The sequence below is a fragment of the Enterococcus sp. DJ147D b genome (assembly GCF_058216655.1).
The window spans coordinates 1,093,536-1,116,366 of sequence record NZ_CM177104.1; the positions used below are offsets into that span (position 1 = coordinate 1,093,536).

The following is a 22,831-nucleotide window of genomic DNA, read 5'->3' on the forward strand; positions in this document are numbered from 1 at the left end:
ATAAAAGATTTGCTAATGACACCTTAACGGTAAAAATTAGCAAGTCTTTTTTTGACAAGAAAATAAATTGTAACTTTCTTGAAAAAAATGTGTTTTTATCTGGAAAAACGAGGCAGAAAACTCTTTAAAGAACAAACATATGATATAATAGGAAAGAAATCTCAAAAGAGAAGAGAGGCTTTTTATGTCATTTCAAATCGGGGAACTTTTTAATTTGAATTATTGGCAGCAAATGCTTTCTGGTGATTTTTTATCACTAAACTTTTTTGTGAACATACTTGATATTCTGGTTGTCTGGTACTTAGTGTACAAGCTGATCCAGCTGTTAAGAGGAACGAAGGCCATTCAGTTGCTAAAGGGAGTTGCGATTTTTATCGTGATTCGGATTTTAGCAGAAATAATTGGACTTCATACACTATCCTGGTTGATGAATCAAGTCATTACCTATGGTGTTATCGCAGCAGTTGTCATTTTCCAACCTGAAATTCGTCGCGGATTGGAGCATCTTGGAAGAAGTTCGCTATTTAAGCAAACGAAGAGTGAACAACAAGAAGATGAAAAAATGATTTTGTCATTCGATAAAGCGATCCAATATATGTCCAAGCGGAAAATTGGTGCATTGGTCACAATCGAACGTCATACAGGATTAGATGAGTATATTGAAACTGGAATTGCGTTAGATGCAGATATTACGGGGGAATTACTGATTAATATCTTCATTCCAAACACGCCACTTCATGATGGGGCCGTTATTGTAAAAGACGGTAAAATTGCAGTGGCTAGCGCATATTTACCTTTATCTGAGAGTATGTTGATCCCAAAAGAGTTTGGGACTCGTCACCGCGCAGCTGTCGGTATCAGTGAAGTCAGTGATGCGATTACGATCGTTGTCTCTGAAGAAACAGGAGATGTCAGTATCACTTTAGATAACGAATTGATTACTGGTTTATCTCAAGAAGAATATTTAGCAATCTTGCGTCGTGAATTGATTGCAGATGAAAAAACAAAGAACAGAAAAAATGTTCTTCAATCCTTCCTAGATGGCATGACTAAGGGAGGGGGTCGTAAATGATCTCAAAAGAAAAAAGAACCAGTATTTTTTATGGATTTATTGCTTTAATGTTTAGTATTGTTTTGTATTTCAATGCAAACAATCAATCAACTCAAAGTGTCCTTTCTGGTTCTGAATCCTACACGCAAACTGTGAGTGATGTGCCTATTCAGTTATCTTACGATTCTGAAAAATATTATATTCACGGTTTTGTCACTACGGCAAAAGTGAAACTTACTAGCGCCAATCGCGTTCAGTTAAATGCGGAATCAAATATTGATACGCGAACATTCCGTTTGAGCGCGGATTTAACTAAGCTAAACGAAGGAACCCATGAAGTTTCACTAAGAGTCAGAAATCTTAGTAGCGCAGTGAATGCAAAAGTTGAGCCAACTACAATCACGGTGACGATCGAAAAAAGGGTGAAAAAAGATTTTGAAGTAACAACAATCTTACCATCTGAAACAACACCTGCAGGTTATCGATTGGACACAGTTTCAGAAACACCAGAAAAAGTGACGATTACCACAGGTGATAAAACGTTGGCAGAAATCAATCAAGTAGTTGCTAAAGTCAATGCATCTGACGTGACAGATGATGGTATCAATAGTAATGTAGCTGTGCAAGCTTTAAACAGTGCGGGAGAAGCGTTAAGTATCATTGCTGATCCAGTGAATGTGAAAGTCCAAGCAGATGCAATCAAACCGACAAAAACGGTTCGACTTTACGGGACGCAACAAGGAGTTCGAGCGGATGGTGTGAAAAGCTATGACTTTAATTTTGCGAAACTAGAAGCAGAAGTAACAGGAACGAGTGAGTTATTGGAACAACTGGGAGATAGCATTGCCGTTCCAATCGACGTGTCAGGAATTACACATCGCTTGACGAGAGAATACAAGATCCCGGTCAGTGATGGGTTAAGTGTTTCGCCAAAAAAAGTGAGTGTTGAAATCACACCAGTGTTAGAAGAAACGACAAGTAGAAGTTCGTCTTCACGTTCAGAAGGTACTACAGATCGTTCATCAACCACACAATCTGGAACAAACACAACGAAAACGACCACATCGTCGACGTCAGATACATCGACAAGTTCAGATACACAGACTTCGAGTACTGAAGAATCGACGAATGAAACGGTTGATTCAACCCAAAACTGATGGATGGAAGCGAACAATTGAATGGGAAAATTTCTTAGAAAATGAAGTTAAAGGAGTAAGTTAATCGTTATGGGTAAATATTTTGGAACGGACGGTGTCCGTGGAGAAGCAAATAAGGAGTTAACGCCGGAATTAGCGTTCAAATTAGGACGTTATGGAGGATATGTTTTAAGCCAACACGAAGTTGAAGGAAAACGTCCTCGAGTTTTAGTTGGTCGTGATACTCGTATTTCTGGACAAATGCTTGAATCGGCTTTAGTTGCAGGTTTGTTATCAGTAGGGATTGAAGTCTTCCAATTAGGTGTAATCTCAACACCGGGTGTAGCTTACTTGACTCGTTTACAAAAAGCAAGTGCGGGGGTGATGATTTCTGCATCACATAATCCTGCACAGGATAATGGAATCAAGTTCTTTGGAGCAGACGGATTCAAATTGGTCGATGACCAAGAATTAGAAATCGAAGCTTTGCTTGATGCGCCAACGGATGAGCTACCAAGACCTTCTGCTGAAGGATTAGGGACTGTCGAAGAATTTCCAGAAGGATTATTGAAGTATTCGCAATTTTTAGTCCAAACAATCAATGGTGATTTATCAGGACTAACGGTTTGTGTTGACGCAGCAAATGGAGCAACAGCAACTTCTGTCAATCGTTTATTTGCAGACTTGGAAACGGATTTCTACACGATGGGAACAAAACCAGACGGCTTGAATATCAACGACGGCGTCGGCTCAACACATCCAGAAAAATTAGCTGAGATGGTTGTTGAAAAAGGTGCAGATGTTGGTTTAGCGTTTGATGGTGATGGCGACCGAATCATTGCGGTTGATGAATTAGGAAATATTGTTGATGGCGATAAAATCATGTTTATCTGTGCGAAATATTTAGCAGAAAAAAATCGATTGAAAAAAGATACTATTGTAACAACTGTTATGAGTAACCTAGGTTTCCATAAAGCAGTTGAAGGAATCGGTTTGAAAGATGTAATCACTCAAGTTGGTGATCGCTACGTAGTGGAAGAAATGCGTAAAAATGACTATAACTTTGGTGGCGAACAATCTGGTCACATGATTTTCCTAGATTTTAATACAACTGGTGATGGCATGTTATCTGGTATTCAACTGTTGAATATTATGAAACAAACAGGCAAAAAATTATCAGAGCTTGCTAGTGAAGTAACGATTTATCCGCAAAAATTAGTGAATATTCGTGTCAGCGATAAAAATGGTGCAATGGAAGTTCCTGCAATCAAGGCAGTGATTGATGAAGCAGAGGCTGAAATGAATGGGGAAGGCCGTATCTTAGTTCGCCCTTCAGGAACAGAACCGTTGTTGCGTGTCATGGCAGAAGCGCCAACGGATGAAAAAGTGAATTACTATGTTGATAAAATTGCTGCAGTCGTTAAAGCAGAAATTGGGATCGATTAATTGAAAAAAAGAGTCAAAGCGGATTTTCGTTTTGACCTTTTTTTGCTCTTTCCTAAAAGAAAGTTCCATCCACAAAATGCAAAGTATTTTTTCACTTTTGTGGATGACTATCAAAAAAAGAAGTAGCCGTGAGAAATTCACGGCTACTTCTTTTTTGCGTTGATTGGGGAGACTAAAAGTAGAATATCTTATTCAACGGTTACAGATTTTGCTAAGTTACGTGGCTTGTCAATATCGAATCCGCGTAACAAGGTCGCATAGTAAGCAAGTAATTGAGTAGGGACAACTGTTGTTAACGGCGTGAAGAATGGATGAACGGTTGGTAAAATTAACTGATCGTTTTCTTTTGCTAACGCTTCGGTTGAAATGACTAGCGTGTTTGCACCACGGCTTTCAACTTCCTTTAAATTTCCACGAGTATGAGCACCAGTGATAGGGTCACTAATGATTCCAATTACTGGAGTTCCTTCTTCAATTAGGGCAATCGTTCCGTGTTTTAATTCTCCGGCAGCAAAACCTTCTGCTTGAATATAGCTGATTTCTTTTAATTTCAATGCTGCCTCAAGAGAAACGTAATAATCAGAGCCACGTCCAATATAAAAAGCATTTCGTGCATCATTCAAGTATATAGTAGCCAGTTGCTCCAAGTATTCTTTTTGAGTGATGATTGTTTCCATCGCACTTGCTACTAAACTTAGTTCATGAGCTACATCGAAATCCAAAGAAAGCATGTTTTTATTTTGATCACCAACAGCTTTTGCTAACAATGTTAAAACAGCGATTTGAGCAGTATAAGCTTTCGTTGAAGCAACAGCAATTTCTGGTCCAGCATGTAATAAAACAGTGAAGGAAGCTTCTCTTGATAACGTAGATCCAGCTACATTTGTAATTGCTAACGAAGGAAGCTCAAGCTGATTGATTTTCACTAATACTTGTCGACTGTCAGCAGTTTCGCCACTTTGACTTAGAAAAATGAAAAAGGGTTTTCTTGAAAGCAAAGGCATGTGATAACCAAATTCACTTGCTAAATGGACTTCAACTGGTGTTTCTGTCAATGTCTCTAAAGCTTGCTTTCCAGCAAGACCGGCATGGTAGCTAGTACCACAAGCAACGATATAAATACGGTCGCTGTCAGCAAGTGTTGTTACTAGTTCTTGGTCAAGTGCAATCTGATTTTCAGTCGTTACATACGTTTGCGCGATTTTACGCATGATAATTGGTTGTTCATCAATTTCTTTGAGCATGTAATAAGGATAAGTTCCTTTTTCGATATCAGAAGCATCAACTTGTGCTTCAAAAGAATCACGAGTGATTACATCTCCTTGATAATTTTGAATGATTACGTCATCTGCTGTGATAAGAACCATTTCTTGATCTTCGATTTCAACAAATGTTTTTGTTTGAGCTAACATGGCCATTGCATCACTGGCGATGACGTTGAATCCGTCGCCTAAACCAATCAATAGAGGGCTTTTATTTTTGGCAACATAGATGACATCAGGCGTTGTGCGATCTACTAAACCAAACGCATAAGAACCTTTTGTTAGTTGAAGTGTTTTTAAGAAGGCGTCTTTTGTTGATAATCCATTATTAGCAAATACTTCAATTAAGTGCGCAATGATTTCTGTATCAGTTTCGCCGATAAATTTATGGTCAGCTAAATACGTTTCTTTTAGTTCTTCAAAATTTTCAATCACACCGTTGTGAACCAAAACAAAACGACCGCTTTGAGAAGTATGGGGATGGGCATTTTTTTCTGAAGGAATGCCATGAGTTGCCCAACGTGTATGACCAATCCCAATGCTTCCAGTAACATCTGGTGTTAATCGACTTTTTAAATTTTGGATTCGTCCTTGTGACTTAATCAAATAATCAGCAGAGTCATTTGCAACAAAAATACCGGCAGAGTCATACCCGCGATACTCTAATTTTTCCAATCCATTCACTAATCCAGGAGTAACATTTTCTAATCCAATCATTCCAACAATTCCACACATAAAAAAACATCCTACTTTCTTCAATAAATTTGTCTGATGTTTCCAACTGCATGAGTATGTTTTTGTTCGATTCTCACAAATCGTTTTTTTCATACTCTGTAGAGTGCAGCTCCCTAGGGTCACCCGCCGAAACTTTCGATAAACCCTTTCCTCGTCATCTGGTTATTCAGATCTGGCGCTATCCTTAATGGTCTACTATCCTCTTTTCTCGAAAAAGTTTTGGAAACATTTAAAATAATAACTTTTATCTGGTGTGTTTGTCAATGAAAATCTTTTTTTGTATAATTGGTATATATCTAATTGCCGAGTTTTGAGAAAGAGTTGTCAGAATTTTATTTGAAATTGACTATCATCTTTTCTAGTAGTTCGGTACAATGGAAACAATCATAGATGTCTAATTTATAGGAGGAAAAGATGGAAGCTAAAATAGAAATTCTTACGTTGGGTGAGTTAAAAAAACAATTGAAGGTACTAGAAGAGATGCCAGAAGTAACGGATGAAACAAAAATTTTCTTAGATACTGGTTGGGACAGTATCCAAGAGTTAGCGCCGGATGCGGTAGCTGTGGCAACAGCACAAAAATTTGTTGTTCATGATGAATTGACCAATGAAGCATTTGCGGGCTACGCACTAGAAGAAAAAGCGGAAAAAATGAATGCAGAAGAAGCAACAGAAACAGTAATCGTAATTAAAAATCTATATTAAACTTGTGAAGTAAGGAGAAAAAAATGAATAAAAAACGGTGGATCGCTGTAGCAATTGCTGCGGGCTTGTTAGTGGTTTCGATGGTAGCTTCAAGTATGACACGACCTGTAAGTGACGAAATCCAGTTGGATAGTTTTAATCGTTTGTTGTATGGGGAGGATGATTTAACAGCAAATGTTCTTGAACCTGGTGATGAATCCAAACAAATCGTTAAGTTAACTGTTGATGGAACGATTCAAGGTGGCGGGTCTTCTGGTATTTTTGCATCCGAAGGGTATGACCATGACAATTTTATGAAACAATTAAAAGAAATCGAAGAAGATGATACGATCAAAGGCGTTTTCTTAGAAGTGAATTCTCCTGGAGGAGGCGTTTATGAAAGTGCTGAAATCGCGAAAGAACTAAAGAAGATCCAAAGCGAACGCAAGATTCCTTTGTACGTGAGTATGAGAAGCATGGCTGCAAGTGGTGGATATTACATTTCAGCTAGCGCAGATAAAATTTATGCGACTGAAGAAACGATCACTGGGTCAATTGGTGTGATCATGTCTGGGTTAAACTATTCTGGGTTATTAGAAAAACTTGGTGTAGAAGACACAACAGTCAAAAGTGGTGCACTGAAAGATATGGGATCAAGCACTCGTCCGGAAACAGCAGAGGACCAAGCGGTATTACAAGCTTATATTGATAGTGCGTATGGTCGCTTTGTTTCGATAGTCAGCGAAGGACGCGACATGCCAGAGGCAGAAGTGAAAAAAATCGCTGATGGCCGCATTTATGATGGTGTTCAAGCGAAGGAAAATGGATTGGTTGACGAATTAGCATTTCCAGATGAAGCACTAGCAGCAATGAGAAAAGACCAGAAACTGGAAGATGCACAGCTAATCGAATATAGTGCTTCTGGCACTGGATTTGCTAGTACTTGGTTTGGGTCAAAATTAGCAGAGTTCCAAGGAATCAAGGCTTCTGAAACGAACCAAATTTTGTCCGTTTTGGAAAATCTTGGTACGGCAGAATCTCCTAAAGCGATGTATTACTACGGAGGTGAATAAAATGACAGAAACTCCGGAAAAACAAACGATAAACGAACAGTCTGAAACAGCAAATGATCCAAAAGTGAATCCACAACCAGCTGTTGGACCAGATAAAGGATTTTCTCAAAAGGTACTGAATTCTTTTCGTAAAGAAGAACTGACAGAAGAACAAATCAAAGAAAAGCAAGCGGAATGGCAACAATATACAGAAGGCCCTACAGAAAAGAAAAAAATGAATGATTTTCCAACATATTTTTACGCTGGATTTTGGATTCGTTTCTTTGCTTTTTTGATTGATTTGCTATCTATTGGTGCAATTACACGCTTAACGCTTGGCGTGATGAGCCATTTAGGCTGGCTAACAATCAATGATTCTTATCTAAGTGTGTATGGTTTTTTAGGATTAGTGATTTATCTAAGTTATTTTGTTTTATTGACAAAATTAAATCATGGGCAGACATTAGGAAAAATGATTTTCGGCATTCGAGTCATCAGTTTCGATGAAATGCAATTGAGCTGGTCAACTGTTTTGGTGCGTGAGGCGGCTTGTCGTTTTATTTTGAAATTTCCATTACTCTTTATTGGATACATTCCGACGATTTTTAGTCAGAAAAAACAACATTTAGGTGACTACTTCTCAAATACGAGTGTTGTAACAGTTAATTTAATCAAAGCATTTAATCAAGAAATAAATGCTTGATTTCTAAAATTTGTTATTTTTGTTTGAGAATAGTTAAAAGGAAGAAAGACTAGGGCAAAAAATGTCCTAGTCTTTCTTTGAGTAGTAGCTGCGATGAAATGGCGAAATAAAAGTATTGTTTTTGGAGACAAAATTAAAAGATACAGGAAAATCAAAAAATTAATTTGAAAAATTCTTTCTTTCGTGATGATTATAATTTTGATTGTCACGCTTTTTTTGTTTTGTTAAAATGGAAAAGGTTAGGAGGAGTGACATGGTTGGACCAGTTGATTTTCCAGAAAAATATGAGAATTTAATGCGTGTTGCTCAACAAGCACTCGCACAACAAAATTTGGAAAAAGCAAAAGAATTGTTCACCCGCGCGTATGAATTGGAGCCAACGTTTGAAGCAAACAGTTTGCTTGTTTATTGCTTATATGAATTAGATGAGAAGCAAGAGGCTTTGAGCCAAGCAGTAATCCATGAAGCGGAATATTTGAAGCAAGAAGAATTTGCCACTTTTTATTTTGATTTACTGATTGGTGCAAAAGATTGGTTATATGCACGCAAATTAATTGCAGCGACTAATTTTTCGGATCAATTTGAACATGCAATGATTGAAAAAATCCAGCAAGCAGAAAACTTTTCTGGACAATTAGCGAGGCAAAAAATACGCCAAACGCATCAGAAATTGGCGAACATCGCAGAAATGTCGCCAACGGAACAATTAACATTGATTAGTGAGCTTGAGCAATTACCTTATCACGAATTTATCCAAGCAACGAAAAAAATATTGATCCGTACGGATATCCATTTATTTGTTCGCGCAAAACTTTTAGAGCTTCTAGTACAAGTTGGAGAAAGCAAGCCAGTAGCGTTTTTAACAATTGATGAGCAATTGATTGAAGTCGTACCACAAAGCTTACCAAAACCAGCCGAACAAAAAAGCTATCGCTGCTTAAAGAAGTTAGCCCAAGCTTATGAAAATCAAGATGCATTGTTGAGTGCAGGGTTAAAAGAAGAATTCATGATGCAAGCGGCAATCACGTATCCAGTTTTTGATACTTATGTTGGAGAAGCTACAAAGTGGTTTGAGGAAACGATCAATGTGTATCAAGAAACAACAGAAAACTGTTTCACTGAAGCAGAAAAAGAAAAATTTTTAGCAAAACGAGAAAAAATCTTAAATTTGATGCAACAATTTCTTTAGACAGGAATGAACAAACATCAAAAGAAAGAAAAAACTAGTGAAAATCAGGGATTCTGGCTATTCAATATGTTTACAATTTTAAAGCGTTAGTGTACTATTTAATGGTATGCATGAAACGCTTTTGATGTATAAAATGAATTTCAAAACTCGGAGGGAAATAAATGACTGCAACATTTGAAAAAAAAGGCACAAATGATGGTGTTTTAACATTTACGATTGCGCAACCAGAAATCCAAAAAGGACTAACTGTTGCGTTTAATAAAGTTAAAGGAAACTTAAACGTTCCAGGTTTCCGTAAAGGAAAAGTTTCTCGTCAAGTCTTCAACCGTATGTACGGAGAAGAAGCTTTGTATGAAGATGCATTGAACGCTGTATTACCAGAAGCTTATGAAGCTGCTGTAAAAGAAGCTGGAATCGATCCAGTATCTCAACCAAAAATCGACGTTGAAAGCATGGAAAAAGGCCAAGACTGGACAATCACTGCTGAAGTAACAGTGAAACCAGAAGTTAAATTAGGTCAATACAAAGATTTAGTTGTTGAAAAACAAGACCGTGAAGTAACGGATGCTGATGTTGATGCACGTCTTAAACAAGAACAAGATGCACAAGCAGAATTAGTTATCAAAGAAGATGAAGCTGCAAAAGACGGTGACACTGTCGTAATCGATTTCGAAGGATTCGTTGGTGACGAAGCATTTGAAGGCGGAAAAGGCGAAAACTACTCACTTGAATTAGGTTCTGGTTCATTCATTCCAGGATTTGAAGAACAATTAGTAGGTCACAAATCAGGAGACAGCTTAGATGTAAACGTAACTTTCCCTGCTGAATACCAAGCAGAAGACTTAGCTGGTAAAGATGCAACATTCAAAGTAACTGTTCACGAAGTAAAATCAAAAGAAGTTCCTGAACTAGACGATGAATTTGCAAAAGATGTTGATGATGAAGTTTCAACATTAGCAGAATTAAAAGAAAAAATCCGTAAAGAATTAACAGAAGCTAAAGAAAAAGCTGCTGAAGATGCAAAAGATGAAGCTGCTATTCGTTTAGCTGTTGAAAATGCTGAAATCGTTGAATTACCACACGTAATGGTTCATGACGAAGTTCACCGTTCAATGGATGAATTCTTAAACAACATGCAACGTCAAGGAATCTCTCCTGAAATGTACTACCAATTAACTGGTTCTACAGAAGACGATTTGCATAAACAATTCGAAGGTGAAGCTGACTTGCGTACAAGAACAAATCTTGTAATCGAAGCAATCGCAGCTGCTGAGAACTTAGAAGCAACTGAAGAAGAAATCACTGCAGAAATCAACGAATTGGCTGAATCTTACAATATGCCAATCGAACAAATCAAACGCGTGTTGACTGAAGACATGTTAAGACATGACGTAACAATGAAAAAAGCAATTGATTTGATTACTGGAACTGCAACAGAAGCTAAGTAATAATTAAAGATGTAACAGATTTGATCCATCGGTCAAAAATGTAAAAATTTGCTGAAAAGGCTGGGACTTGATTTAGTTTTTTTAAATTATGTCCCAGCTTTCCTTTTTAATAAAAGACGCAAAAAAAGGCTGATTTTCGGTGCTTTTGCTTTTTTTTATTTTATGTTATGATAATTGAAGACTGCAAAGTCGCTGATAGTTTCTTGCATTTTTTTGCAAGCTAAGGGGTGAAGACCATGTATGATAATCCAAGTGGTAATGAGACCGTACGTTGTTCTTTTTGTGGCAAGACCCAAGAAGAAGTAAAAAAAATCGTAGCAGGTCCTGGGGTCTACATCTGTAATGAATGTATCGACCTATGTAAAGAAATAATTGACGAAGAATTTTATGAAGAAGCAGTACGTGAGTTCACAGAAGTACCTAAACCTCAAGAAATTCTTGATGTCTTGAATGATTATGTGATTGGACAAGATCGTGCAAAACGATCATTAGCGGTTGCAGTTTATAATCACTATAAACGTGTCAATCAACAAGCAAGCGAGACTTCAGAAGATGTAGAATTACAAAAAAGTAATATTTGTTTAATTGGTCCAACAGGTTCTGGTAAGACATTTCTTGCACAGACATTAGCCAAAACATTGAATGTGCCATTTGCTATCGCAGATGCCACAAGTTTAACAGAAGCAGGTTATGTTGGAGAAGATGTTGAAAACATCTTACTCAAACTATTACAATCAGCTGATTACAATGTTGAGCGCGCTGAAAAAGGAATTATTTACATCGATGAAATTGATAAGATTGCACGCAAAAGCGAGAACGTGTCAATTACTCGAGATGTATCTGGTGAAGGTGTTCAACAAGCATTATTGAAAATTCTAGAAGGAACAGTTGCGAGCGTACCACCTCAAGGAGGGCGTAAACATCCGCATCAAGAATTTATCCAAATCGACACAACAAATGTATTGTTTATCGTTGGTGGTGCGTTCGATGGAATTGAAACGATTGTAAAAAACCGAATGGGTGAAAAAACAATTGGTTTTGGTACCAATAATCAAAAAATCTCTGATGAGGAAAGTGTCATGCAACATATTATCCCAGAAGATTTATTGAAATTTGGATTGATTCCAGAATTTATTGGACGTTTACCTGTGATGGCAGCGTTAGAAAAATTAACAACAGCTGATTTAGTCCGTATTTTGACAGAACCTAAAAATGCGTTAGTTAAACAATACCAAAAACTTCTTTCTTTAGATGATACTGAATTAGAATTTGAACCAGATGCATTACAAGCAATTGCTAACAAAGCAATCGAACGTAATACCGGTGCACGTGGTTTGCGTTCAATCATTGAAGAAATCATGATGGACGTGATGTTCGATATTCCTTCAGACGAAACTATTGAGAAAGTGATTATCACCAAAGAAGCAGCTGAATTGACGGGTAAGCCGACAATCATTTATAAAGATACAGAGAAAAAAGCTGGATAATGTGAAAGAGGTTGGGACATAACTTTCGAGCTATGTCTTAGCCTTTTTTTAAAGGAGAGAAATTATGAAAGTTCATCAAGCCGATATCGTCATCAGTGCGGTTGCTCCGAAACAATATCCTGAAACGCAATTACCAGAAATTGCGCTAGCAGGACGATCAAATGTTGGGAAATCTTCCTTTATCAATACGCTGATTGATCGAAAAAACTTAGCTAGGACTTCAGGTAAACCAGGAAAGACACAAACGCTGAATTTTTATTTGATTGAAGATGCGTTACACTTCGTGGATGTACCTGGATATGGTTATGCGAAAGTTTCGAAAACGGAACGAGCAAAGTGGGGAAAAATGATTGAGACTTATTTAACGACGCGAGAACAATTGCGAGCTGTTGTTTCCTTAGTCGACGTGCGCCACAAGCCCTCACAAGAAGATATCCAAATGTATCAATTTTTAAAGTATTATGATATTCCTGTCATTGTAGTGGCAACTAAAGCTGACAAAATTCCAAGAGGAAAATGGAATAAACATGAGAGTGAAATCAAGAAGGCGCTTGATTTTGACCATAATGACCAATTTATTTTATTTTCTTCCGTAACCAAAAAAGGAAAAGATGAAGCTTGGAAAGCAATTGAAGATGCAATTGGCTACCAAGCATAAAAAGAACCCCCGCAACTGTTAAGTTGCGGGGGTTCTTTTTGTTCTATTTCTTCGTTTTAGTAGCTTTCTTCGCTTTGTTTGTGTCAAGAGTTTCTGGTTTTAAAAAACGGTTGATATCTTCATTAGAAGCTACTTTTTTCTCTGGATCAACTGCAAATGACTCGAAAAGTTTATCGAGATTATCCGTACGTTCGAATTTTAGTCCCATTTCTATCACCTCATTGATAGTGTACCATGTAATTCTTAAAAATCTACTATAATTTATGAAGTCGAAAAATTTGGGATTTTGACATTTATTGGTTATAATTAGATTATAAAAAGATTTGAAAGAGGTGAGAAAAATGTTTGGCGAAGAAAAACTATTAATGACTATGCAGATGAATAACTTAAAGGAACACGATAAATTACAGGAAATAACAGACTGGAGTATATTGGTTCGTTTATTGATCCAGCCGACATTTTTTCGACCTTTTCACGGAGCAACCGAACCCTTTCATTTAAAAAAATTTCAATCCGCGTTAGAGTTAGCAGTAGAGAATGAAAAAATATTTTTTGTCGTGGGGGATGAAGAAAATGAATGCAGCTTTCATTATGAAAATCAACAATTATTGATTAAAAATGTGATCGATCGGCAGGTTTTTAATGGTAAAGAAACGTTGATTCGTGACTATCTTCGGATGAAAATGGCAAAGCATGGTGTGTTTGCCTATCTGCGTGCTTACAGTGAATTCTTGGCACATAATACAAAAGAACTTGATCGACGAACAATATTTGAAACAAAAGAAGAAATTGCTGACCTTCCTAAGATGAAAGGACAACACGGAGAAGTAATCGTGGATTGTAATCATTTTGTTGGTTATGATTTATTTTATCGTGGTTTGTGCTTCACTTCTTGTTGGGAGATGTATTACAGTGCGGCTTACTTCAAAGTTATTCCGAAACCAATTTTTCTTGACATCCAGCAAGTGGAAAGCATTGCTGAGTTAGAAAATCAGGTGCTGAGGATCCAGCTTTATAAAAATCCATTTAACTGGCGGAAAAAAGAAAATCTTCGTTTTCAATCTTACTATCGTGATCAACTGGGGTTTGATCACTTGGCTTGGGATAATGGTGTAGGCTTACTGAAAGAACCCTTTATTGAATACGCGTACACTGATCGAGTAATCCAGTCTGTTCAATATCAAAATCAAAATATGCAACCTGTACCTAAAAAAGCAGCAACATTTTTTGTAACAAGAAGTTATGATATCGAACAAAATCAGTATCGTGAACGTCGCGTAAAAGGAGCTTTAAACGCTCAAGCTTATTTTCCTTGGGTAGATGAAAATCGCGCACAAATGATGTGCTATAAAGTAATTGATCCAACTGTCGCAGTGGATGAAGGAATTCAAGCCTACTGTTATTACATTCGTGAATATTTAGAAGTAGAAGTCCAAGATGAAAAGTATCAAGATTTTCAAGTTGTTTTGAGATTGTACATTCCCCCAGAAGCTTTAGCAAAGTTACCAATTGCTGAGATGAAGATGCAATTAGCCGATGTCAAAATAAGTCGACAAAAAAAGAAAAAAGGAACAATCTTCTTTGACTTGAAAAAAGGAGACAATCATTTAAGAGTCGTTTTCTTGGACTATCGTAAATTAGAAGCATTAACAACTATACAGAGAGTATGAGGTGGAGAAAATGGATAAAAAATTATATTATCGTGTGATGGGACCGACAGTTGTTTTAGCCGCATTCGTTTTATTTATCCCAAATTTTTCGATTCGTTCGTTGGTTGGCTTTTTGATTATATTTTCTGGTTTAGGGACTTACTATCGATTGTCACGAAAAGTAAAAGTTCAACCGATTTATATCAAGAAAGAGAAATAAAAAATAGCAATTCTAAGAGAGACATCATTGAGATGCCTCTTTTTTTAGTTTTTTCAAGAATATTTCTCCCGTTGAACGTTTTAGAATTTTGTTGAATGTTTTTGAATGTTTTATATTGCAAGCTAATAATTAATATGTTACTATTTGTCGTGAGGAGGTTGTGGAAATGCTTACAGAAGAACGCAGACAGAAAATTTTAGACTTATTAGATCAGCATAAAATTGTTAAGTCGCAAGATCTTGTAATCTTGCTAGATGCTTCCGAATCAACTATTCGTCGGGATTTACAAGAGTTGGAGAATGAAGGCTTTTTGGAAAGAATCCATGGTGGTGCAAAAAAAGACCAACTTTTGGGTTTTGAACAAGCAATGAGTGAAAAAACGCTCAAAAACGTTCAAGAAAAACAACAAATTGCTCGTTTAGCTGCTGATTTGATTGAACCGGATGATGTTATCTATCTTGATGCAGGCTCAACAACGCTAGAGATGATTCCGTTTTTACAAGGGAAAAACGTAACGGTTGTTACCAATTCAGTCAAGCATGCTGCTAATCTAGTTGACTTACAAATACCAACAATCATTTTAGGTGGTCAAGTCAAGCTATCAACGAATGCAGTTTTGGGTTCAAGTAGTGTGGAACAGTTGAGTGCATTTCATTTTAACAAAGCATTTATGGGAATGAACGGCGCACATTTGGTCCAAGGCTTTACGACACCAGATCCCGAAGAAGCAGCACTTAAACGAATTGCGATGAGACAATCCGAAGAAGCATTTGTTTTGATTGATCAAACGAAATTTAATAAGTTATCTTTCACTTCTGTTGCTCCTTTAGCGGCAGCCACAATCGTAACCGAGCGTTGTCCATTAGAATTTGTCGCAGATTATCGTGACCTGACAACAATTAAGGAGGCTATTCAATGATTTATACAGTAACACTTAATCCATCAATTGACTTTATTGTTCGTGTGGATGGATTAAAATTAGGCGATTTGAATCGCATGACAGAAGATTTTAAATTACCAGGTGGTAAAGGAATAAATGTTTCTCGCATATTAAAACGTATTGATTCAAATTCAACTGCTCTTGGTTTTTTAGGGGGATTTACCGGAGAATTTATTTCTGATTGGTTGAAAAAAGAACACATTCATACTTTGTTTACTAAAGTACATGAAGATACACGTATCAATATCAAATTGAAATCAGATGCTGAAACAGAAATCAATGGCTTAGGTCCAGTTATCTCTAATGAAGAAATCAATGAATTGAAACAAGCGTTAAGTACGGTTGAAGCAGGTGACATTGTCGTGTTATCTGGAAGTACACCTGCAAGTCTTAGAAAAGGTTTTTATCAAGAGTTGATTGAAATCATTCGTGACAAAGGTGCTGATTTCGTGATCGATACTACGGGAGAAGATTTAAAAAATGCTCTGTCAAAAGAACCGTTATTAATCAAACCCAATAACCATGAATTAGCGGAGCTTTACCAAACAACTTTTGAATCAGTTGAAGACATTATCCCTTATGGTCGCAAATTATTGGCAGAAGGTGCACAAAATGTATTGATCTCAATGGCTGGGGATGGCGCATTGTTGTTTACGAAAGAGGGAGCTTATCAGTCGAATGTTTTAGTGCGACCTTTGAAAAACTCAGTAGGCGCCGGAGACTCGATGATTGCTGGATTTATTGGTTCATTTAGTAAACATCATGATGCAGTTGAAGCCTTCAAATGGGGTGTTGCTTGCGGAAGTGCAACAGCATTCTCTGATGACTTAGCATCTCGTGAAATGATTGATTCACTATTACCTGAAGTTGAAATTACAAAAATCGACTAAATATTAAGGAGGATAACCATGAATATTAAAGATTTGATGGTCAAAGAAGCAATGATCATGGATTTGCAAGCAACTGATAAAGCAGGGGCTATAGATGAAATGGTCCAAAAAATGTACGATGCTGGACGCATATCAGATATCGACACATATAAACAAGGAATTTTAGCACGTGAAGCGCAAACATCTACAGGTTTAGGTGATGGAATCGCCATGCCACATGCAAAAAATGCTGCTGTGAAAGAAGCAACTGTTTTATTTGCAAAAAGTAAATCAGGTGTTGACTATGAAGCACTCGATGGTCAACCAACTTATCTCTTTTTCATGATTGCTGCTCCAGAAGGCGCAAATGATACTCACTTGCAAGCTTTAGCAGCATTATCACGTTTGTTGATCAATCCGGATTTTGTGGCAAAATTAAAAGAAGTTCAAACACCTGATGAAGTGCAAGAACTTTTCCAAACAGCTGAAGACGAAAAAGAAGCAGAAGAAAAGGCAGAACAAGCTGCTCAACAAATTGAAACGTTAACTGATTCAGACCGAAAATTTGTCGTAGCGGTAACAGCTTGCCCAACTGGAATTGCGCATACGTACATGGCAGAGGATGCTTTGAAGAAAAAAGCAAAAGAGATGGGCGTAGATATCAAAGTTGAAACAAATGGTTCTGAAGGAATTAAAAATCGTTTGACTGCAGAAGATATCGCACGCGCAGACGGCGTAATCGTTGCAGCAGATAAAAAGGTTGAAATGAATCGCTTTGATGGGAAAAAACTAGTGAATCGTCCAGTAAGTGATGGTATCCGTAAATCAGAAGAATTGATTAATCTTGCGGTTGAGGGAAATGCACCAGTTTTCCATGGTGATAGCAAAAATGATTCATCAGATGAAGGGAATGCTGATGGAACGATCGGTCAACGAGTCTATAAAGATTTGATGAATGGCGTTTCACATATGTTACCATTTGTAATCGGTGGTGGGATTGCGATTGCACTTTCCTTCATGATTGACCAATTTATGGGTGTACCGCAAGATCAATTGGCAAACTTAGGGAATTATAATCAAATAGCAAGCTGGTTCAATCAAATTGGACAAGCAGCGTTTGGGTTTATGTTACCTGTTTTAGCTGGATTTATTGCATCAAGTATCGGTGACCGTCCTGGATTGGTTGTTGGGTTTGCTGCAGGAGCATTAGCTAATGCTGGTGGAGCTGGTTTCTTAGGTGCATTGATTGGTGGTTTCTTGGCTGGTTATGTCATTGTTTTCTTACGCAAAATCTTCAAGAACTTGCCAAAATCATTAGATGGAATCAAAACGATTTTATTTTACCCAGTCTTTGGACTATTGATCACTGGGTTCTTGATGTTAATGGTCAATGTACCAATGAAAGCAATCAATGATGGATTGAACGGTTTCTTGACAAGTATGAGTGGTTCAAATGCCGCATTACTTGGTGCATTGTTAGCTGGAATGATGGCTGCCGATCTTGGTGGACCAATCAATAAAGCAGCTTACGTATTTGGTACCGCAACACTTGCAACAACTGTTGCAACTGGTGGTAGTGTTGTTATGGCATCTGTTATGGCTGGTGGGATGGTTCCACCTTTAGCCATTTTCGTTGCTACTGTATTATTCAGAAATAAATTTAGTAAAGCAGATCAAGATGCTGGTTTAACAAATATTGTCATGGGGCTATCCTTTGTAACAGAAGGTTCAATTCCATTTGCTGCTGCTGACCCAGTTCGTGCAATTCCAAGTTTCATCGTGGGTTCTGCTTTAACTGGTGGTTTAGTTGGTGCTTTTGGTATCAAATTATTAGCACCACATGGTGGGATTTTCGTAGTCTTCCTACTTAGTCATCCTGTATTGTACTTAGTCTTTATTGCGATTGGTGCAGTTGTCTCAGGTGTGATTTATGGATTATTAAGAAAAACGCCAGAAGCTATTGAAGCTTAATTTTTAAAATAGACGAATAATGAAAACTTCTTATCACTCTTTCTTAGAGAGAGCGATAAGAAGTTTTTTTGTCTGGATTATTAACGGTTGTTTCTTCGATTGTATCTTTGAAAACTATGGATACGACAAAAACAACAATTCAATTGAATTGAAACTGAAAGCTTGTCTATTAAACAAAAAAATGAAAAAGAAACGATTGCTTTTTGATCAGAGACGAGAATGATGGAAGCTATCCAAAAAATAAAGAATAGATTAGGCGTTTTTTTCAGTGTACTTGGCATGATTTTGGTTTTTATAGTAATCGATATCAACTATGCACATAAAAAACGAATGATTATGAATAGAAAATTCATAGTCACTCGTTTCATGATGAAAAGCTAAGTTGATTTCATTTTGATTTCTTTTTTGATTGATACCATATTTGCTTCATCTGTCAAAATGACTAGAATATCTCCAACTTTCATTACAGTATCACCGTGTGTAATCAATTCTTTCTTTCCTCGATAAATTGAAATAAGCAACATATTTTTAGGCCAATTAAAATCACGAACCATCATCCCATCCAGTTGGCTTTCAGCTGTAACAGGAAAATCAAAAGTTGTTTTCTTCCCAGATGAATGCTTGGGTTGATTACCAACTAGTCGTTCAAGTAAAGATTCATAAATCGGATGCCCACCCAATAAATCATTTGTGATATAGGCAACCAAAGAAGCAATGCCAAGTGGCATCAAATGATTGAGGGAACCAACCATTTCAGTCACAAGGATAATTGCAGTCAAAGGTGCTTTACCGATTGCTGTAAAGTAACCTGCCATAGCAATCACAACGAAATCTTTCACAAAAACAGGATTCATTCCGAAATAAAGCACAAGCAATTTTCCATACAGACTACCAATCAGAGCGCCTAGTGTCAAAATAGGCAAGAAAATCCCTCCTGGTAAACTACTACCATATGAAATCATGGAGAAAACAAAGCGAATGATTAATAATAAAATAATTCCTTGAAGTGGGGGTGTAATTTGTCCTAAATGGACGACAATTTGATTACCTCCACCTAAAATCGTTGGCCAAAAGTAACCAATCGGTAAGACCAAAATGAAGGGCACGAATCCATGATAATATTCAGGTAAGAGGACTCTTTGATAAAATCGTGGCAAAGCGAGTAATGTTTTTTGATAAATAAAACCAAAGAGTCCTAGAATAATGCCTAAAACAATCAAAGCACCATAATAATGAAAAGGTAAAGAAGGCAACGCCCCTAAATAAAGTACAGGTTTCAGCCCAAAAAAATAAAGTGAAACAGAGTTTGCGACGATTGCTGAAGTAAAAGACGTCAGCCAAACTAAAGGTGAAAATGAATGATGGACTTCTTCAATGACAAATAGTAATCCAGCAATAGGTGCATTGAACGCTGCGGCTAAACCAGCACTAGCACCACTTGAAATCAAAATTTTCTCTTCGGAACTAGATGAACGGAAAAGTCGGCTCATACCTTGCCCAACTGTCGCTCCTAATTGGATTGAAGGACCCTCGCGACCTAAGAAAAGACCTGAGCCCACAGAAAGGATTCCGCCAACCATTTTTTTCCACAAAACAGAAAACCAATGATAGGTCAATTCACCTTGCAATTGGCCCTCGACTTGTGGAATCCCACTTCCTTTGATCGCTGGCTCATGTTTGATCAATTGTCCAACTAAAAAAGCAGCAACCACTGAAAAAAGTAATAATCCTAAGAGAATGGCGGGTGTTTGCTGACTTTGTTGATAAAACAATTGGATTTTTTTGCTTAATGTTTCAATTCCTAATCGGAACAAACTAACCACGAGGCCAGCAAATAAACCGATAAGTATCCCTTTTAAAATGAAAAGAATACGTGTATCATCGAATGTTATTCGTTTAAAGCTTTTTTCCATAGTAAAATTATCCCTCACTTTCCTTTACTTTAGCATGAATTTGACGTGCTGACGAGCTACAAAAAAATTGTTTCAGAAATTCTGATGATTTTCAGCTAGCTAGTTTAATGAAGAGTGGTAAAATGCTATAATTGATGAGATTGATAAAAGAAAGGATGTTGTGAATGTCATCCAAGCAAGAATTATTACAGGGGATGAATCCTCGCCAAAAAGAGGCTGTTCTTCATACGGAAGGACCACTGTTATTGATGGCTGGTGCAGGAAGTGGGAAGACCCGCGTACTTACGCATCGAATTGCCTATTTGATTGAAGAAAAAGAAGTGAATCCTTGGAATATCCTAGCGATTACTTTTACCAATAAAGCCGCAAAAGAAATGAAAGAACGTGTGAACGCAATTTTGGAATTTGGTGGCGAAGATGTCTGGGTTTCAACATTTCACTCAATGTGTGTTCGTATTTTGAGAAGAGATGTTGATTTTATTGGTTACAATCGAAATTTTACGATTATTGATTCTTCCGAACAACTTACTTTGATGAAACGTATTCTAAAAGAGCTTAATATTGATCCAAAAAAATACGATCCTCGTGGGATTTTAGGAACAGTTTCTCAAGCCAAAAACAAGTTGCAAATGCCTGAAGACTTTAAAAAAATGCAAGGTAGCTATTATGAAGAGATTGCCGCTAAGTGCTATAAAGCTTATCAGAAAGAATTGCAATACAATCAATGTATGGATTTTGATGATTTGATTATGAATACGATTCGCTTGTTCAAGGAACATCCAGACTCACTAACTTATTATCAAAATAAATTCCAATATATCCATGTAGATGAATATCAAGATACCAATCATGCTCAATATACATTAGTCAATTTATTAGCAGGGCGCTTCCGTAATTTGTGTGTTGTCGGAGATGCCGATCAAAGTATCTATGGCTGGCGTGGTGCAGATATGCAAAATATTTTGGACTTCGAAAAAGATTATCCGGATGCGAGTGTTATTTTACTTGAACAAAATTATCGGTCAACCAAAACAATTTTGGATGCGGCCAATCAAGTGATTGAAAACAATACCAACCGCAAACCAAAAAATCTATGGACTGAAAATCAAGAAGGCGCTAAAATCACTTATTATCGTGGCGATAATGAACGTGATGAAACACGTTTTGTTATTGAAAAAATGCAACAGGAAATGCGTGAAAATGGTCGAGATTACGGTGACTTCGCGGTATTATACCGAACAAATGCGCAATCACGTGTAATGGAAGAAACGCTGTTAAAAGCTAATATACCTTATAAAATGGTTGGCGGACACAAATTCTATGATCGAAAAGAAATCAAAGACATTTTGGCGTATCTTAATGTGATTGCCAATCCACAAGACTCAATTAGTTTTGAACGAGTGGTCAATTCACCTAAGCGAGGAATAGGCCCTGGTTCCATTGACAAGTTGCGTCAATTTGCCTCAATTCATGAATGGGCTTTGTTAGAAGCAGCTCAAAACGTGGATTTAGCGAACATTGGTGGGAAAGCTGGTCGTCAATTAGCAGAATTTGGAGCAATGATTGATGAAGTCACACAAATGGTTCCTTACTTATCTGTTACGGACTTAACAAAAGAAGTCTTGGAACGCAGTGGCTATCAAGAAGAATTGAAGATCCAAAATACACTTGAGGCACAGGCTAGACTAGAAAACTTGGAAGAATTCTTAAGTGTTACGCAAGAATTCGATAAACAATTTGAAAAACAAAATGAAGAAATGGCAGATGCACCTGAAGAAAAATTAACGGTTTTCTTAAATGACTTAGCTTTGGTTTCAGATATCGATAGCTTAGAAGAAGAGACAACGCAAGTGACTTTAATGACGTTACATGCAGCCAAAGGATTGGAATTTCCAGTGGTCTTTTTGATTGGACTAGAAGAAGGTGTCTTTCCACTTTCTCGTGCTTTGATGGAAGAAAGTGAACTTGAAGAAGAACGTCGTTTAGCTTATGTAGGAATTACTAGAGCTGAAGAAGTGTTGTACTTGACCAATGCCTTTTCAAGAACATTATATGGCCGAACCCAATACAATCGTCCTTCACGATTTATCGACGAAATTGATCAAGAGTTATTAGAAACTCAAGGAATGCGACCAACATCAAAACAAACTTCACCATTTATGACAAGAACTACTACACCTAGCTATCAACAACCAAAAGTGACGACTGTTTCATCAAAAACAGCGACTGGCGGCGAAAATAATAGCTGGAAAGCTGGCGACAAAGTCAAACATAAGAAATGGGGGACAGGGACGGTTGTTCGAGTAAAAGGAACAGCTGCAGATCTTGAATTGGATGTTGCTTTTCAAGGACAAGGAGTCAAACGTTTATTAGCGGCATTTGCACCAATCGAAAAAGTTTAATAATAGTGGGGGGAAA

19 protein-coding genes are annotated in these 22,831 nt (G+C 37.2%); 16 read left to right on the forward strand and 3 right to left on the reverse strand.

What is annotated here, in order from left to right:
• Window positions 1-184 precede the first annotated feature (184 nt).
• The 3 genes from cdaA (at window position 185) to glmM (ending at window position 3,633) form a co-directional block, all read left to right on the forward strand.
• Window positions 185-1,072 carry a diadenylate cyclase CdaA gene (gene cdaA / locus AC4BD1_RS05275; RefSeq protein WP_067484300.1) on the forward strand — a complete coding sequence of 296 codons (888 nt, stop codon included), beginning with the start codon at window positions 185-187 and terminating at the stop codon, window positions 1,070-1,072.
• The gene (locus AC4BD1_RS05280; RefSeq protein ID WP_490467175.1) at window positions 1,069-2,208 is read left to right on the forward strand and encodes a CdaR family protein; all 1,140 of its coding nucleotides are present in this window, start codon (window positions 1,069-1,071) and stop codon (window positions 2,206-2,208) included. The genes cdaA and AC4BD1_RS05280 overlap by 4 nt, the downstream gene beginning before the upstream one ends.
• 69 nt (window positions 2,209-2,277) lie before the next feature.
• The gene (glmM, locus tag AC4BD1_RS05285; protein WP_206908869.1) at window positions 2,278-3,633 is read left to right on the forward strand and encodes a phosphoglucosamine mutase; all 1,356 of its coding nucleotides are present in this window, start codon (window positions 2,278-2,280) and stop codon (window positions 3,631-3,633) included.
• Window positions 3,634-3,821: 188 nt separating this feature from the next.
• Here the strand turns inward: glmM and glmS are convergent, their stop codons facing one another.
• Entirely contained in the window at window positions 3,822-5,630 is a 1,809-nt protein-coding gene (glmS, locus tag AC4BD1_RS05290; RefSeq protein ID WP_490485942.1) for a glutamine--fructose-6-phosphate transaminase (isomerizing), read from the reverse strand.
• Between the two features lie 414 nt (window positions 5,631-6,044).
• Between glmS and AC4BD1_RS05295 the strand changes: the two genes are divergently transcribed.
• The 7 genes from AC4BD1_RS05295 to yihA all read left to right on the forward strand — a co-directional run bounded on the left by AC4BD1_RS05295 (window position 6,045) and on the right by yihA (window position 12,851).
• Complete coding sequence (locus tag AC4BD1_RS05295; RefSeq protein WP_490485943.1) at window positions 6,045-6,335, forward strand: hypothetical protein; 291 nt, start codon at window positions 6,045-6,047, stop codon at window positions 6,333-6,335.
• Between the two features lie 23 nt (window positions 6,336-6,358).
• Window positions 6,359-7,387: a signal peptide peptidase SppA gene (sppA, locus tag AC4BD1_RS05300; protein ID WP_490467176.1), complete on the forward strand. Its 1,029-nt coding sequence runs from the start codon at window positions 6,359-6,361 to the stop codon at window positions 7,385-7,387.
• A gap of 1 nt (window position 7,388) precedes the next feature.
• On the forward strand, window positions 7,389-8,069 hold the full coding sequence (locus AC4BD1_RS05305) for an RDD family protein (protein WP_490467177.1): 681 nt from the start codon (window positions 7,389-7,391) through the stop codon (window positions 8,067-8,069).
• 253 nt (window positions 8,070-8,322) lie between these two features.
• Window positions 8,323-9,258: a hypothetical protein gene (locus AC4BD1_RS05310; protein ID WP_206908881.1), complete on the forward strand. Its 936-nt coding sequence runs from the start codon at window positions 8,323-8,325 to the stop codon at window positions 9,256-9,258.
• A gap of 161 nt (window positions 9,259-9,419) precedes the next feature.
• Window positions 9,420-10,706, forward strand: a complete 1,287-nt coding sequence (gene tig / locus AC4BD1_RS05315; RefSeq protein ID WP_206908883.1) for a trigger factor — start codon at window positions 9,420-9,422, stop codon at window positions 10,704-10,706.
• Between the two features lie 236 nt (window positions 10,707-10,942).
• Window positions 10,943-12,193: an ATP-dependent Clp protease ATP-binding subunit ClpX gene (clpX, locus tag AC4BD1_RS05320; protein ID WP_206908884.1), complete on the forward strand. Its 1,251-nt coding sequence runs from the start codon at window positions 10,943-10,945 to the stop codon at window positions 12,191-12,193.
• A 64-nt stretch (window positions 12,194-12,257) separates the two neighbouring features.
• A complete protein-coding gene (yihA, locus tag AC4BD1_RS05325; protein WP_206897760.1) occupies window positions 12,258-12,851 on the forward strand; it encodes a ribosome biogenesis GTP-binding protein YihA/YsxC in 594 nt (197 codons plus the stop codon).
• A 43-nt stretch (window positions 12,852-12,894) separates the two neighbouring features.
• Here the strand turns inward: yihA and AC4BD1_RS05330 are convergent, their stop codons facing one another.
• On the reverse strand, window positions 12,895-13,059 hold the full coding sequence (locus AC4BD1_RS05330; RefSeq protein ID WP_206908886.1) for an SPJ_0845 family protein: 165 nt from the start codon (window positions 13,057-13,059) through the stop codon (window positions 12,895-12,897).
• A 133-nt stretch (window positions 13,060-13,192) separates the two neighbouring features.
• Here AC4BD1_RS05330 and AC4BD1_RS05335 point away from each other — a divergent pair, with 133 nt between their 5' ends.
• The 5 genes from AC4BD1_RS05335 to AC4BD1_RS05355 all read left to right on the forward strand — a co-directional run bounded on the left by AC4BD1_RS05335 (window position 13,193) and on the right by AC4BD1_RS05355 (window position 18,500).
• Window positions 13,193-14,521, forward strand: a complete 1,329-nt coding sequence (locus tag AC4BD1_RS05335; protein ID WP_490485944.1) for a hypothetical protein — start codon at window positions 13,193-13,195, stop codon at window positions 14,519-14,521.
• Window positions 14,522-14,531: 10 nt separating this feature from the next.
• Window positions 14,532-14,720: a hypothetical protein gene (locus tag AC4BD1_RS05340; RefSeq protein ID WP_206908890.1), complete on the forward strand. Its 189-nt coding sequence runs from the start codon at window positions 14,532-14,534 to the stop codon at window positions 14,718-14,720.
• A 166-nt stretch (window positions 14,721-14,886) separates the two neighbouring features.
• Complete coding sequence (locus AC4BD1_RS05345) at window positions 14,887-15,639, forward strand: DeoR/GlpR family DNA-binding transcription regulator (protein ID WP_490485945.1); 753 nt, start codon at window positions 14,887-14,889, stop codon at window positions 15,637-15,639.
• A complete protein-coding gene (pfkB, locus tag AC4BD1_RS05350; RefSeq protein ID WP_490467179.1) occupies window positions 15,636-16,550 on the forward strand; it encodes a 1-phosphofructokinase in 915 nt (304 codons plus the stop codon). Before AC4BD1_RS05345 ends, pfkB begins: the two co-directional genes overlap by 4 nt.
• Before the next feature lie 18 nt (window positions 16,551-16,568).
• A complete protein-coding gene (locus AC4BD1_RS05355; protein WP_206908896.1) occupies window positions 16,569-18,500 on the forward strand; it encodes a PTS fructose transporter subunit IIABC in 1,932 nt (643 codons plus the stop codon).
• Window positions 18,501-18,877: 377 nt separating this feature from the next.
• On the opposite strand, the gene AC4BD1_RS05360 is transcribed toward AC4BD1_RS05355, so the two are convergent.
• On the reverse strand, window positions 18,878-20,413 hold the full coding sequence (locus AC4BD1_RS05360) for a ClC family H(+)/Cl(-) exchange transporter (RefSeq protein ID WP_490467180.1): 1,536 nt from the start codon (window positions 20,411-20,413) through the stop codon (window positions 18,878-18,880).
• 164 nt (window positions 20,414-20,577) lie between these two features.
• On the opposite strand from AC4BD1_RS05360, the gene pcrA reads away from it, so the two are divergent.
• Window positions 20,578-22,815 carry a DNA helicase PcrA gene (gene pcrA / locus AC4BD1_RS05365; protein ID WP_490485946.1) on the forward strand — a complete coding sequence of 746 codons (2,238 nt, stop codon included), beginning with the start codon at window positions 20,578-20,580 and terminating at the stop codon, window positions 22,813-22,815.
• The last annotated feature ends 16 nt before the right edge of the window (window positions 22,816-22,831 follow it).

Coding starts and splice junctions, on each gene's coding strand:
- glmM (WP_206908869.1), top strand. CDS start 2,278: ATGGGTAAATATTTTGGAACGGACGGTGTCCGTGGAGAAGCAAATAAG.
- cdaA (WP_067484300.1), top strand. CDS start 185: ATGTCATTTCAAATCGGGGAACTTTTTAATTTGAATTATTGGCAGCAA.
- clpX (WP_206908884.1), top strand. CDS start 10,943: ATGTATGATAATCCAAGTGGTAATGAGACCGTACGTTGTTCTTTTTGT.
- sppA (WP_490467176.1), top strand. CDS start 6,359: ATGAATAAAAAACGGTGGATCGCTGTAGCAATTGCTGCGGGCTTGTTA.
- AC4BD1_RS05280 (WP_490467175.1), top strand. CDS start 1,069: ATGATCTCAAAAGAAAAAAGAACCAGTATTTTTTATGGATTTATTGCT.
- yihA (WP_206897760.1), top strand. CDS start 12,258: ATGAAAGTTCATCAAGCCGATATCGTCATCAGTGCGGTTGCTCCGAAA.
- AC4BD1_RS05310 (WP_206908881.1), top strand. CDS start 8,323: ATGGTTGGACCAGTTGATTTTCCAGAAAAATATGAGAATTTAATGCGT.
- AC4BD1_RS05360 (WP_490467180.1), bottom strand. CDS start 20,413: ATGGAAAAAAGCTTTAAACGAATAACATTCGATGATACACGTATTCTT.
- pfkB (WP_490467179.1), top strand. CDS start 15,636: ATGATTTATACAGTAACACTTAATCCATCAATTGACTTTATTGTTCGT.
- AC4BD1_RS05340 (WP_206908890.1), top strand. CDS start 14,532: ATGGATAAAAAATTATATTATCGTGTGATGGGACCGACAGTTGTTTTA.
- AC4BD1_RS05345 (WP_490485945.1), top strand. CDS start 14,887: ATGCTTACAGAAGAACGCAGACAGAAAATTTTAGACTTATTAGATCAG.
- AC4BD1_RS05295 (WP_490485943.1), top strand. CDS start 6,045: ATGGAAGCTAAAATAGAAATTCTTACGTTGGGTGAGTTAAAAAAACAA.
- AC4BD1_RS05355 (WP_206908896.1), top strand. CDS start 16,569: ATGAATATTAAAGATTTGATGGTCAAAGAAGCAATGATCATGGATTTG.
- AC4BD1_RS05305 (WP_490467177.1), top strand. CDS start 7,389: ATGACAGAAACTCCGGAAAAACAAACGATAAACGAACAGTCTGAAACA.
- glmS (WP_490485942.1), bottom strand. CDS start 5,630: ATGTGTGGAATTGTTGGAATGATTGGATTAGAAAATGTTACTCCTGGA.
- pcrA (WP_490485946.1), top strand. CDS start 20,578: ATGTCATCCAAGCAAGAATTATTACAGGGGATGAATCCTCGCCAAAAA.
- AC4BD1_RS05335 (WP_490485944.1), top strand. CDS start 13,193: ATGTTTGGCGAAGAAAAACTATTAATGACTATGCAGATGAATAACTTA.
- tig (WP_206908883.1), top strand. CDS start 9,420: ATGACTGCAACATTTGAAAAAAAAGGCACAAATGATGGTGTTTTAACA.
- AC4BD1_RS05330 (WP_206908886.1), bottom strand. CDS start 13,059: ATGGGACTAAAATTCGAACGTACGGATAATCTCGATAAACTTTTCGAG.